The sequence below is a fragment of the Mesorhizobium sp. B2-3-7 genome, from assembly GCF_006442695.1.
In the GTDB taxonomy this organism is placed as follows: Bacteria; Pseudomonadota; Alphaproteobacteria; order Rhizobiales; family Rhizobiaceae; genus Mesorhizobium.
The window spans coordinates 53,203-66,547 of sequence record NZ_VFVV01000010.1 but is presented as its reverse complement, the minus strand read 5'-3'; the positions used below and the strand labels follow the sequence as shown (position 1 = coordinate 66,547).

General features: G+C 65.1%; 9 protein-coding genes. 5 read left to right on the top strand and 4 right to left on the bottom strand.

Translation table 11 applies throughout. The features are described from left to right. Positions 1-125 precede the first annotated feature (125 nt). The 3 genes from FJ940_RS19990 to FJ940_RS19980 are packed head-to-tail and all read left to right on the top strand — an operon-like array spanning position 126 to position 3,879. A complete protein-coding gene (locus FJ940_RS19990; RefSeq protein WP_140516079.1) occupies positions 126-605 on the top strand; it encodes a (2Fe-2S)-binding protein in 480 nt (159 codons plus the stop codon). Next, on the top strand, positions 602-1,585 hold the full coding sequence (locus FJ940_RS19985) for a xanthine dehydrogenase family protein subunit M (RefSeq protein ID WP_140657656.1): 984 nt from the start codon (positions 602-604) through the stop codon (positions 1,583-1,585). The genes FJ940_RS19990 and FJ940_RS19985 overlap by 4 nt, the downstream gene beginning before the upstream one ends. Beyond that, complete coding sequence (locus FJ940_RS19980; RefSeq protein ID WP_140657654.1) at positions 1,582-3,879, top strand: xanthine dehydrogenase family protein molybdopterin-binding subunit; 2,298 nt, start codon at positions 1,582-1,584, stop codon at positions 3,877-3,879. Before FJ940_RS19985 ends, FJ940_RS19980 begins: the two co-directional genes overlap by 4 nt. Positions 3,880-4,032: 153 nt before the next feature. Here the strand turns inward: FJ940_RS19980 and FJ940_RS19975 are convergent, their stop codons facing one another. Beyond that, positions 4,033-5,082 (bottom strand): helix-turn-helix transcriptional regulator, encoded by a 1,050-nt coding sequence (locus FJ940_RS19975; RefSeq protein ID WP_224620083.1) that lies wholly within the window; start codon positions 5,080-5,082, stop codon positions 4,033-4,035. A gap of 286 nt (positions 5,083-5,368) precedes the next feature. On the opposite strand from FJ940_RS19975, the gene FJ940_RS19970 reads away from it, so the two are divergent. Together FJ940_RS19970 and FJ940_RS19965 are read left to right on the top strand one after the other, a co-directional pair. Next, positions 5,369-6,328, top strand: coding sequence for an AraC family transcriptional regulator (locus FJ940_RS19970; protein ID WP_140582452.1), 960 nt, complete (start codon positions 5,369-5,371; stop codon positions 6,326-6,328). A 177-nt stretch (positions 6,329-6,505) separates the two neighbouring features. Beyond that, the gene (locus FJ940_RS19965; protein WP_140657650.1) at positions 6,506-10,642 is read left to right on the top strand and encodes an autotransporter domain-containing protein; all 4,137 of its coding nucleotides are present in this window, start codon (positions 6,506-6,508) and stop codon (positions 10,640-10,642) included. Positions 10,643-10,694: 52 nt separating this feature from the next. Here the strand turns inward: FJ940_RS19965 and FJ940_RS19960 are convergent, their stop codons facing one another. From FJ940_RS19960 to arsC, 3 genes are all read right to left on the bottom strand, one after another. Beyond that, entirely contained in the window at positions 10,695-11,576 is an 882-nt protein-coding gene (locus tag FJ940_RS19960) for a DMT family transporter (protein WP_140657648.1), read from the bottom strand. A gap of 129 nt (positions 11,577-11,705) precedes the next feature. After that, positions 11,706-12,944 carry an arsenite efflux MFS transporter ArsK gene (arsK, locus tag FJ940_RS19955; RefSeq protein WP_140657646.1) on the bottom strand — a complete coding sequence of 413 codons (1,239 nt, stop codon included), beginning with the start codon at positions 12,942-12,944 and terminating at the stop codon, positions 11,706-11,708. Further along, a complete protein-coding gene (gene arsC, locus FJ940_RS19950; RefSeq protein ID WP_140657644.1) occupies positions 12,925-13,338 on the bottom strand; it encodes an arsenate reductase (glutaredoxin) in 414 nt (137 codons plus the stop codon). Before arsC ends, arsK begins: the two co-directional genes overlap by 20 nt. Positions 13,339-13,345 lie beyond the last annotated feature (7 nt).

The window sequence follows — 13,345 nt, the reverse complement described above, 5'->3', positions numbered from 1 at the left end:
CGCCGAAGAGCGTAATCTCCCTCCGCGGGGGGAGATCGGCCAAGCTGACCACATTGCGCCTTGCCCTTCCCCGCCCCGACACCACTTCATTTCCCTCAGCGTCAAGCAACTGGAGCCAGACGCCCATGACGAACACCACAATCCCCGTCCATCTCGATATCAACGGCCAGCCGCATACGCTGGACCTCGAACCGCGCGTCACGCTGCTCGACGCCTTGCGCGACCGCCTCGGCCTGACAGGCACCAAGAAGGGCTGCGACCACGGTCAGTGCGGCGCCTGCACGGTGCATGTCGACGGCGAGCGCGTGCTGGCTTGCCTGACGCTGGCGGCACAGGCCGAAGGCCGCACCGTCACCACCATAGAGGGGCTTGCACGGGAGGGCGAACTGCATCCCGTGCAGGCTGCCTTCCTCGATCAGGACGCCTTCCAGTGCGGCTATTGCACATCTGGCCAGATCATGTCGGCGGTCGCCTGCATCCGCGAAGGCCATGCCGGCTCCGATGACGAGATCCGCGAATACATGGCCGGCAATCTCTGCCGCTGCGGCGCCTATCCGCACATCATCGCCGCCGTGCGCCAGGCAGCGCTGGAGGCCGCGTCATGAGGGATTTTTCCTATCTTCGCGCCGCCTCGGTCGACGCCGCACGCCAAGCGGCCGCCCTGCCCGGCGCCATGCTGCTGGCCGGCGGCACGACGCTGATCGACCTCGCCAAATGCGGCGTCGCCGAGCCCGATAGCCTGGTCGACATCAGCCATCTCAAGGGGCTCGATACCATCGAGATCGACGAGCGCGGCGCCGTCATCGGCGCGCTCGCCAGGATGAGCCATGTCGCCGACCACGCCGGCATCAAGGGCGGCTTTCCCGCCGTCTCGGAGGCGCTGTGGCAGGCGGCTTCGGCGCAGCTCCGCAACATGGCGACCGTCGGCGGCAATCTGATGCAGCGCACACGCTGCCCCTATTTCCGCGATCCCTCGAATTTTGCCGCCTGCAACAAGCGCGAGCCCGGCAGCGGCTGTTCGGCGATCGGCGGCGTCACCAGGGGCCATGCGGTGCTCGGCACCAGCGAGGCCTGCATCGCCACGTATCCCGGCGACCTCGCCACCGCGCTGGTCGCCTTCGATGCGGTGGTCCATCTCGGAGAACGCCGCGTCTTGGTCGACGACTTTTTCCTGCTGCCCGGCACCACGCCTCAGAAGGAACACGCGATCGAACCGGGCGAGATGATCACCGCCATCGAAATCCCGGGATCCGCCGCCGCCCGCCGCTCGAGCTACGTGAAGGTCCGCGACCGGCAGTCTTACGAGTTCGCCGCCGCCAGTGCCGCCGTCGGCCTCGAACTCGAGGCCGACGGGCGCACCGTCCGCGACCTGCGCGTCGCGCTCGGCGGCGTTGCCACCAAGCCCTGGCGGGCGCGCACCGTGGAAGAGGCGCTGAAAGGCAAGGTGCTGGAGCCTAAGGCTGTCCGCGCGGCCAGCCTGCTCGCCGTCGAGGGCGCCGTCGACCATGGCGCCAACCACTACAAGATCGAGCTCGCGCCGCGCGTCGTGGCCAGAGCGATCCTCAAACTGGGAGAAGCGGCATGACCGTTCACATCGCAAGACATGGCGACGCCTCCGACGGCGTGCTGGCACAAGCCGTCGGAGGCCGGCTGTCGCGCGTCGACGGCCCGGCCAAGATCACCGGCGCGGCCAAATACGCCGTCGAACAGCAGCTCGAAGACCTGGCCTATGCCGTGCTGGTCGACAGCACGATCGCGTCCGGCAAGGTGCGCGCCATCGATACGGCGCAGGCTGAGGCGGCGCCCGGCGTGCTGCAAGTGCTGACGCCGGACACCATCATGGCCCTGAAAACCGCGTCGGACTGGTTCGGCACGCCCCCGCCCGACAAGCCTTATTGCCCGCTGGCGCGCGACATCAGCTTTTCGGGCCAGCATGTCGCCGCCGTGGTCGCCGAAACCTTCGAACAGGCGGTTGCGGCAGCGGCCCTCGTCAAGGTCGACTATGACGAGACGCCGGCCATCGTCGACCTCAACGATGCCAAGGCCGGCGACGGCATTCCGATCGAGGCCATGACCAAGGAATGGGGCGACGCGCAGGCTGCCTTTGCGTCCGCCCCGGTCCGGATCTGCGCCGCCTACAACACGCCGCGCGAATACCAGGCGCCGATGGAGCCGCACGGCCTGATCGCCCGCTGGGAGGGCGACCGGCTCACCGTGTGGGAGCCGAGCCAATGGCTCGACGGCATGGCGCGCACCTATGCCGAGTGGTTCGATGTGCCGTTCGAGAATGTGCGGCTGGTCTCGCCCTATATTGGCGGCGGCTTCGGCTCCAAGGCGCTGGCGCTCGGCCACGGCGCGGTTGCCGCGAGTGCAGCCAAAATGCTCGGCCGGCCGGTGCGCCTGGTGATGACGCGCCCGCAGACCTTCACCGGCTATGGCGGCCGCGCCGCGACGCGCCAGACGGTGGCGCTCGGCGCGGATGCGAAAGGAAAAATCCAGTCGATCGTGCATCGCGGCGTCAATGAAACGTCGATCGATGGCATGTGGGTGGAGCCGTTGGCCTCGGTTACCTCGATCATGTACGCGACGCCGAACTTTTCGTCCCGGCAGAACGTCGTGCGGGTGAATTCCGTGGTGCCGGGCGCCATGCGCGCGCCGGGCGAGAACCCTTCGGCCTTCGGCATCGAAAGCGCCATCGACGAGCTCGCCTATGAGGTTGGCATCGACCCGCTGGAGATCCGGCTGCGGAACTATGCCGAGCAGGACCCGGAAGTGAAAAAAGCCTGGTCCACCAGGCAGTTGCGCGAGGCTTTTGCCACGGGCGCCGAGCGCTTCGGCTGGGCCAGGCGCTCACCGGAGCCGCGTTCGATGCGCGACGGCAACCAGCTGATCGGCTGGGGCGTGGCCGCCGGTACCTATCCGGTGCGGCGCGCCTATGGCGAGGCGATCGTGCGCATCCTGGCCGACGGCTCGGTGGAGGTCGAAAGCTCCTCGATCGACATGGGCCAGGGCACCTACACCATCCTGGCGCAGACGGCGGCCGAGACGGTGGGCGTGCCGGCCGACGACGTCGTGGTGAAGCTGGGCGATTCCCGCTTTCCCCGCGCCGGCGTCGCAGGCGGCTCGCGCCTGGCCGGCGTCATGACCGGTGCCGTCTACAAGGCCGCGACCTCGGCGCTCGACCAGTTGGTCGGGTTGGCGATCAGCGACCCGCGCTCGCCCTTCCATGCGCTGCAGGCCAACACGCTGGTCGTCGCCAATGGCCGCATCACCGCACCGCGTGGCGACGGCCCCGATGTGTCGATCGCCGAGCTCCTCAAAAGCGTCGGCCGCGATCGCATCGAGGCGACAGGCGATACCATGCCGGCCAATTCGAGTGCCGAGGACCGCTACAGGAACTACACCACCATCGCCATGGCGCTGCCGCACACCGAAGGCGACTATTCCCGCCACTCCTGGTGCGCGCATTTCATCGAGGTCCGGGTCGACGAGGATTTCGGCACCGTGCGGGTCTCGCGCGTCGTGTCGGCGCTGGATTCGGGACGGCTCTACAATCCGAAGCTGGCGGAAAGCCAGTGGAAGGGCGGCATCATCATGGGCATCGGCCAGGCGTTGCTGGAAGAAGGCATCATCGACCGCCGCCACGGCCGCATCGTCAACAACAACCTCGCCGACTATCTGGTGCCGACCAATGCCGACATTCCCGACATCGAGGTGATTTCGGTCGGCATCCCCGACCCGCACTCCTCTGTGCTCGGCGGCAAGGGCGTCGGCGAACTGCCCATCGTCGGCGTGGCGCCGGCGATCGCCAACGCGGTGTTCCACGCGACGGGGAAAAGGGTGCGCGACTTGCCGATCACGCTGGAGAAGCTGATCTGAGCGGTGGAAGCGAGTAATCTCCCCCCTTGAGGGGGAGATGGCCGGCAGGCCAGAGGGGGGCGGCCAGGCGCGATCCCGGCGAGCGAGCGCTTCGCGCCGGAGCCGCTCTGGAGGCGGTGAGCCGATCTCGCGCTGCGGACTACGCCTTCAGCCTCAATGCGCTGCCAGGGGCGTGCCTATGTCCGAGACGAGCTTGACGAGGTCGGCTTGGCGTCTCGTCCCGGTTTTGGCGAAGATACGATTGAGGTGTGTCTTCAAGGTGTTTTCGCCGATGCCGAGCGACAAAGCGCTCTTCGACGCCGACAATCCGCTGCCGATCCGCAGCAGGACCCGCGCCTCCGCGGGCGTAAGGTCGAACAGCGTGGTCAGGACGGCCTCTGGCAGAGGAGAAGCCGACGTCGTGGTCGATATAAAAACAGCCGCGCATGCCGGCCGGAAAGCCGCGCGCGCGGTTCCTTCGGTCAGCGGCAGCACATAGGCGACGGCGGGCGGCCGGCCTGGGGCCGAGACCGGCAGTCCTATGCCCCGGGCGCCAAGCGAAGCATCCGCGTTCGCGGCGCTGGCGATCGCTTCCAGCAGGGCGCGGGCGACCGCCGGATTCTGCGCCTGGAGCAGGCCGTTCCTGGAAAGAATCGGACCTTGCGCCGACAACATCCGTTCGGCAGCGCCATTGGCATGGAGGATGGCCCCGTTGGCGCCGGCAAGCACGACAGGCACTGCGAGATTGTCGAGCGCCTGGCGGTAAAGGCTGGCGGTAACGCGAGCCTGGTCGAGCAGGTCTCCGATCAGGGAAGCACGGCGCAGATGCGGCGAGAGCAACGCGAGGAAATGTTGGTCTTCGGCTGATATGATCCCCCTGTCGGCCCATGTGGTGCAACCCATGAGCCCGATCCGGTCCGATGTGTGGACGAACTTGGTGATGCAGGCTTCGCGCAGTCCCTGAGGTTTGGCCCAGTTCTGAAAAAATGCCGTCTGCCCGAGTTCGGCTTCGCTCATCAGCGACAGCGTCGCGACAGGCGTGTCGACATCGCCGACGACCGCCGTCTTCAAACCGGGAATTGCGTCAAAGTCATAATCCTGGAGCACGCGCATTTGCACGGGATCCCAGGGCGATTGAGCGGCGAAGCGGCCATGACTGTCGGCGGTGCTGGCGAGCGCGATGGTTGTATAGGCCGCGTCCATGGCGGTCGTGATCCGGGTCATGACGCGGGCCCAGCCTTCCGGGTTCAAAACGCAATCGTAAATATCGCCGATAATGGAACCAAGAACTTCGCTGCTCAGCCTCTCCACCACGCCTCCAGACACACTGCGATCTCGCCTCGGATAATTTTGTGGCGTCATACTTTTGGATGACGCCACTCCTGGCCGATCTCGATTAGGATTCAACTCGATTGCTTGACGCCAGCCGCCACTGTTGCCGGTTATTCTGCCGATTGAAAGTATGGCGATCGGTATTTTTTAAGCGCGGATACTTTATCGAGGTTTTCCATTGTCGCGAAAGACGGTGTTTTCATCGGCTCAGTTGCCGCCGCATCTTGGCGAACGCGAGCGATTTTCCCTGTGGCAGGACATCCACGTCGCGGAAATATGGTCGGTGGAATACGGCATATCGGAAAACCTGCCCTTCGAGGCCTCGATCGAAGCCACGGCTGTCGGTTCACTGGTTCTCGGCCAGATGTCCGGAACGATCAAGCAGGCGACAAGGAAGGCGAGCAACATCGCCGAGGACGACAATGACGGCTATTTGCTGTTGATCAACAAGGCCGACACCCTCTTGTCGGGCGTGCAGGTCGGCCGCGAATATGCCGTCGGTCGGGGAGAAGCGGTCCTCGTCACGGCCTCGGAGGCGCTGAAAATGACCGGTGCCGACAGCAATATCTGGACCAATGTGGTGGTCCCACGCGCGGTCCTCATGCGCGCCTTCCCGCAGATCGACGACCGGCTGGGGTTGAAGATCGGCGCCGACAACGAAGCCCTCGATCTTCTCAAGCGCTATTGCGAGCTTCTTGAAAGCGGCAGCCCGCTCGCCTCGGCCGATCTCATAACCCATGCGACGGACACGATCGTGGACCTGATCGGCCTTGTGACCGGGGCGAAAGGCCGGGCTGCCGAATTGGTCGGTCTTCGCGGCCTGCGCGCCGCCAGGCTGGAGGCGATCCTGGCAACGATTGCCGAGGACTTCGCCGATCCTGGCATCTCCGCCCAAGGTGTCGCGCAACAACTCGCCCTGTCGGCGCGCTACGTCCATGATCTCCTTCAGGAAACGGGAGTGAGCTTCTCCGAGCGCGTTCTCGAGCTGCGGTTGCAGAGCGCCCACAGGATGCTTTCTCAGAGACACAGCGACATGCGGGTCAGCGATATCGCGATGACGAGCGGGTTCAGCGATGTATCGTATTTCAATCGCTGCTTTCGTCGCCGTTTCGGCTACACGCCGACCAGCGCCAGATAGGATTGCGGCATTTTCTGTGGCCGGCCCTGGCGCGGGGTCCGATTCTCTCTTTGAAAGGCCGGTGGAGCGGCGCCTGCGCGCTCGTGGCGCAGAACTGCCACAGTGCGCGCAAAAGGCACGGCTTTTCGCTCCAGTCCAATTCCAGTGCGGCCCTGCCCAAGACAAGCCCGGGCTCCAATGACATGTCAGCCTCAGGGTGAAATGACTAACATGTCAGGGGTTTGGATGCCGCAGAATGGTTTTGGTGGCCGCAGGGCTAACGCATGGAAATATCTGGCGCTGACGTCGACCGCGCTGGTCGGACTCGGCCAGCCGATCGCCGCGACGGCGGCCGATGCCTGGACCGGCACCACCTCCACGGATTGGTTTACCACCGGAAACTGGAACGCTGGGTCAGTGCCGACGGCGGCCGATATTGTATATATCAGCAATTCGACACCGAATCCGACTGTTATCAACGCTGGCAACGCTTTTGCCGACGATATTTACCTTGGCTTTGTAGCTTCTTCGGACGGCAGCCTTGTCATTTCGAACGGCACGTTGACGACCGACCGAGCATTCTTATCCTGGGGGGATAACTCCACTTCTGATGTCACCGTAACAGGTGCGGGTTCCTCGTGGACCAGCAGCAGTTTGGTGGTTGGTAGTTTCGGGCTGGCTACGCTCGATATCCTCAATGGCGGTGTCGTGACGGATGCTGTGGGTATTGTTGCGGGCGCCAGCAACGTTCAAGGCGTCGTAAAGATCGATGGCGCCGGCTCAACGTGGCTTAACACTGATAGCCTCACGGTCGGCAGTTCCGGCGTTGGTGCGGTAACGGTTTCCAACGGCGGCAACGTCATCAGCGACAGCGCCTATATTGGCCGATATTCAGATTCGATCGGCTCGGCGACGATCGATGATGCCACCTGGACAAACAATGGAACGCTCTATGTCGGCCATGATGGCGACGGCGCGTTGATTATCACCAACGGCGGTGTGGTTAGCAATGCTGATGCCATGGTGGGCTACAGCACCGATTCAGCCGGTAAGGTGATGGTCGATGGCATCGGCTCAACCTGGCTCAACAGCGGGAACTTGTCCGTCGGCGTCGACGGGACAGGTACGTTGATGGTCTCGAACAGCGGAAAGGTCAGCAATACTTCAGGTTATATTGGCGCCTCCGCGGGTTCGACCGGCAAGGTGTTCGTCGACAACTCGACCTGGACAAACAGCGGATCGCTGAGTGTCGGCGATTTCGGCACCGGCACTCTGGCGATCAGCCATGGCGGCGACGTCAGCTCCAATGGGGGGACTATTGGCGCGAATGCCGGCTCGACCGGCAGCGTGTTCATCGAAAATGCCGGCTCGACCTGGACCAACAGTTCCGACCTGGCTGTCGGCGATTTCGGCACCGGCACGCTAGCGATCAGCAACGGCGGCGCTGTCAGCAATGACAAGGCCTATGTTGGCAAGTCGGCGGGCTCGACCGGCATCGTGATAGTCGTCGACTCAACCTGGACAAACAGCGGGTCGCTGATCGTCGGCGATTTCGGCAAGGGCGCTCTGCAGATCACGCAAGGCGGCGCGGTCAGCAACAGTTGGGCAACTGTTGGCGCGAAGGCGGGCTCGACCGGCATCGTATTCGTCGACGGTGCCGGCTCGACCTGGACAAACAGTTCGGACCTCATCGTTGGCGATCAGGGCACGGGTACGCTGGCGGTCTCGAACAAGGGCGCGGTCAGCAATCAGAACGGCATTTTAGCCAACGTTGCGGGCTCCACCGGCACGGCAACGGTCGACGGTATAGGCTCGACCTGGGCCAGCGTAGCCCTTTTCGTCGGTTTCGCCGGCACGGGCGAACTGAACATCCTCAACGGCGGCGCGGTCAACAGTGGCCTGGGCTTCGTTGGTTTCGGTTCGGGTTCCGCCGGCACAGTGACCGTCGACGGCGGGGGATCGACCTGGACAAACAGTTCCAACCTGTTCGTCGGCGATCAGGGTACTGGCACGCTGAATATCTCGAACGGCGGCAAGGTTAGCGATACCACAGGCTATGTGGGCGCATTCTCTGGCTCGACCGGCACGGTGACGGTCGACGGCGGGGGGTCGGCCTGGAACAACAGCTCGGACCTGTTCGTAGGCGGTTTCAGCACGGGTACTCTGACGATCTCGAACAGCGGCACGGTCAGCAATGGCTGGGGCTATATCGGCTACGTTGCCGGTTCGACCGGCATGGCGGCGGTTGACGGCGCGGGATCGAAGTGGACGAACAGCGGGGACCTCTATGTCGGAGGCTTTGGCACGGGCACGGTGACGGTTTCGAAAGGCGGCGTGGTCAGCAATGGCTTGGGCTTGGTTGGCTACGCCGCAGGTTCGGTCGGCACGGTAGCGGTCGACGGCACAGGCTCGACATGGGCCAGCAGCGGAGATCTTGATGTCGGCGTTAGTGGAACAGGCACGCTGACGATTGCCAATGGCGGCGCGGTGTCGAGCGGCGGCGTGGTCAACATCGCCGCCATGGCGGGCTCCGTCGGCACGCTCAACATCGGTGCGGCGAGCGGATCGCCAGCGGCGGCCGCGGGCACGCTCAATGCGGCGAGCGTCCAGTTCGGGCCGGGCGCGGGTGCGATCAACTTCAACCACACCGATACGAACTACGCCTTCGCGTCGGCGATCGGTGGCGCAGGCACGATCAACCAGATCGCCGGCGCGACGAACCTCACCGCCGATTCGAGCGGCTTCACCGGTGCCACCAATGTGGATGGCGGGCGGCTGGCCGTAAATGGTTCGCTGGCCAATTCGCTGGTGACGATCTTCGGTGGCACGCTGGGCGGCAACGGCACGGTGGGCGGTGTCATGGCGCGGTCGGGCGGCATCATCGCACCCGGTAATTCGATCGGTACGCTCCACGTCGCCGGCAATCTCGACCAGGCGGCGGCCTCGATCTATCAGGTCGAGCTGACCTCGACCGGCCAGTCCGATCTCATCCACGCGACGGGCACGGCGACGATCGCCGCCGGTGCGGTCCTCGACGTGATCAAGACCGACGCAGCACCTTACGTGGCGGGCACGCATTACACCGTGCTGCAGGCAGACATGGGCGTCACCGGCACCTACACGCTCAGCGGCCTAGGCCCGTTCACCGGCCTTTTCGCGAGTTACGACCCGACGCATGTCTATCTTGACGCGACGCAGGCAAAATCCTTCGCCGAGGTCGGCCTGACACCCAACCAGATCGCCACCGGCGGTGGTGCCGAAAGTCTTGGCAGCGGTAATCCGCTGTTCGATGCGATATTTGCTTTGCCGAGCGAAGCAGCCGCCCAGGACGCCTTCGACCAGCTTTCCGGGGAAATCCATGCCTCGGCCAAGGGCATGCTGCTTGAAGACAGCCGCTTCGTCCGCGACGCCGCCAGCAATCGCATTGCTGCTGCCTTTGGCGATGGCGGCGCGGCGGCGCTGCCGGTCATGGCCTATGGCGAGGGTGGGCCGGAAATGGTGGCGGCCGATACCGACCGCTTCGCTGTCTGGGGCCAGGTGTTCGGTTCGTGGAGCAACACCGACAGCGACGGCAATGCCGCCGCCTTCGACCGCTCGACCGGCGGCCTGTTGGCCGGCGCCGACACTTTGGTCGGCGGCTGGCGTGTCGGCCTCATCGGCGGCTACGGCCATTCCTCCTTCGATGCCGACGACCGCGATTCATCGGGCAAGAGCGACAGCTATCATCTCGGTCTCTATGGCGGCACCAACTGGGGCGCCATCGCCTTCCGCAGCGGAGCGGCTTATAGCTGGAGCAGCATCTCGACCAGACGCTCGGTTGCTTTCAACGGCTTTGCCGATCAACTATCAGCCGACTACGATGCCGGCACCGCGCAAGTGTTCGGCGAACTCGCATACAAGGCTGATGCCGGTGGCTTCAAGTTCGAACCCTTCGCCAACCTCGCCTATGTCAGCGTGCACACCGACGGCTTCACCGAAACCGGTGGTGCTGCGGCGCTGACCAGCGCCAGCACAAACAACGACGCCACCTTCACCACGCTCGGCCTTCGCGGCGCGACCGACTTCGCGCTTGGCGGCATCGATGCCACCGCTCGCGGCATGCTCGGCTGGCGTCACGCCTTCGGCGATGTCACGCCGACCTCGGTCTTCGCCTTCGCCGGCGGCGATCAATTCACCATCGCCGGCGTGCCGATCGCCAGGGATGCCGCGGTGATCGAGGCCGGCCTCGATCTCAACATGTCGGCCAATGCGACGCTCGGCCTGTCCTATACCGGCCAGTTCGGCAGTGGCACGGTCGACCAGGGCGCCAAGGTGGATCTGAGCGTGAAGTTCTGAACGACGGTGACGAAACCGGCTTTGCAGCACGAACCTGCACGTTGACCCGCCCCTACTCCGGCGACGGCACCGGCGGCTTCGACGTCAGCGCGGTGCCGGCGGCCGCGACGATGACGGCGGCGATGCCAGCCAGTTGCGGCGCGGTCAGGCTCTCATGCAGGAACAGGAAGCCGGCCAGCGCGCCGAGCCCTGGCTCCAGGCAGGTCAGCGTGCCGTAGATGCGGGCCGGCATCCGGGTCAGCGCCACCATCTCCAGAAAGAACGGCAGCGCGCTCGAGAACAGGCCGACGAGCAAGGCACTGACCAGGATCGACGGCGCAAGCAGGCCCGCTCCCGCCTGCGCCACGCCGAAAGGCAGCACCAGCACGGCGGCAATCGCCATGCCGTAGGCGGTAGTGCGGGTGCCGAGCTCGGCGCCCGCCTTCTGCGCCAGCACGATGTAGAGCGCCCAGAAACCGCCGGCCGCCAGCGCCAGCATCACCCCAATCGGATCGAGCGGCTGGAGCGAACGGATGAAGGGTGACAACAGCACGATGCCGGCGACCGCCAACGCGATCCAGGCAAAGTCGCCCGCCCGCCGCGAGGTCAGCGTCGCCACCAGCAGCGGTCCCGAAAACTCCAGCGCGACCGCAACGCCGAGCGGAATCGTGGCGAGCGCGGCGTAGAACAGGAGGTTGAGCGCGCACAGCGTTACCCCATAGGCGACCAGCCACGGCATGGTGGCGCGCGAAGGCCGCATCTGCCAGGGCCGTAGCACGGCGATCAGCATCAGCGCGCCGACGACCAGCCTCAGCGTCGTCGTGCCCTGCGCGCCGATCACCGGAAACAGGCTCTTGGCGAAAGTAGCGCCGATCTGGATCGACACCATGGCCCCCAACAGCGCCATCACGGGCAAAGGCGCCGCTTCACGACCGACAACCGGCGTCGATGTCACTTGATCCCGTCCTCCGTGCGCCATCAGGCAAACGCTGCGTCATGTGAGATAGGGCGAACCGGCCCGTCCGTCGTGAGGCAGGACCGGCATCTCGATGGGGCAAGAAAGGGCCGGACGAGTCGGCCGCCCTCAGACGCGGCCGTTGCGCGCGTTCGGCAGTCTCGTGATCGCTGTCAGGACCAACAGCGCGGTGCCGCCCAGAAACGCCATGGCCCCCAGCGACCAGGCAGTGCCGACATTGACGATGGCAAAGGCCAGCGCAAACGGCGCGACGGCCGAAACGAGCAGCCGGGCCGATGTGACGCGCCCCTGCAGCCGGCCATAGTCCGCACTGCCGAACAATGTCAGCGGCAGGGCGCCGATGACGATGCTGAAAAGCCCATTGCCCATGCCGAACACGACGGCGAAAACCATCGCGCCTGCGACGGAAGGCGCCGTGCAGTTCAGCACGACGACCCCGCTCGTCATCAGGCCGGCCGAGATGATGGCCAGCGTCAATGGCGGCAGGTTGATGCCGAAGATCATGTTGATGAAGCGGCTCAACACTTGTGACGGCCCGAACAGCGTTCCGACGATGGCGGCGGTCGCCCCGAGGCCAAGTCCGGAAAGCAGCGGCACCATATGCACCAGGACAGCGGCGCCAAGCAGGTTCTGCAGCGAAAAGGCGATGACCATCAACGCGAAGCCGAGCGGCCGCGCCGAGGCCGGAAGCGATCCCTGGACATGCCGTGGCGGCTCGGTCGCCGAGCGCCTGCTCTTGGCCAGCCCGTGCGAGAGCCAGGCGTGCAGCGGCAGGCAGACGAGCAGGTTCAGCCCCGCGAAGACGAGATAGACGGTTCGCCATGACATCTGCGCGTGCAGGGCCGAGGTGATCGGCCAGAACACGGTCGATGCGAAGCCGGCGATGAGGGTGAGATAGGTGATGCTACGTTGCGCCGCGCGCGGCCTTATCTGCACAAGCAGCGCGAAAGCGGCGCCGTACTGGACCAGGTTCGATGCCACTTCCAGCACGATCAGCGCCGCCACGAAGGCCCCGGCCGCCGGCGCGTAGGCACAGGCGGCGAGCGCAGCCGCGGCAAGGATCGAGCCGACGGTCATGATCTTGCCGGCGCCGAAGCGGTCGATCCAGTTTCCGAGCCAGGGCGCCGTCAGCCCGCCAACCAGCAGAGCCGCCGAGAGCGCGCCGAAAATCCATTCGGTCGGCCAGCCCAGATCGCTGGCCATATCGGCGGCGAGAATGCTGAAACTGTAGTACAGCGTGCCGTAGCCGATGATCTGGGTGACGCCGAGGGCGGCAATGGCGGTCAGCGGCGAGCGCTCCGGGAATTCTAGATCGGAAAGGCTTCGATCACTTGATGCCACGGTCATGGATCACTACCTCGCCGCCTTCCTTGGTGAAGCGGGCCACCGGATGGTCGAGCAGATCGAGCACGAGCTCGGACGGACGGCACAGCCGCGTCCCCTTGGGCGTCTCGACGATCGGCCGGTTGATCAGGATCGGATGCCTCAGCATGGCGTCGATCAGCTGTTCATCGGTCCATTTGGCGTCACCCAGGCCGAGTTCGGCATAGGGCGTACCCTTTTCGCGCAGCAGAGCGCGCGCCGGAATTCCCATGGCGGCGACAAGCTGGCGCAAGCGGTCCCGGCTGGGCGGATGTTTCAGATACTCGATGATGTCAGGCTTCTCGCCGCTCGCCTGGATCATGGCAAGCGTGTTGCGCGAGGTGCCGCAGTCGGGATTGTGGTAGATCGTAGCGGTCATGGCTTGG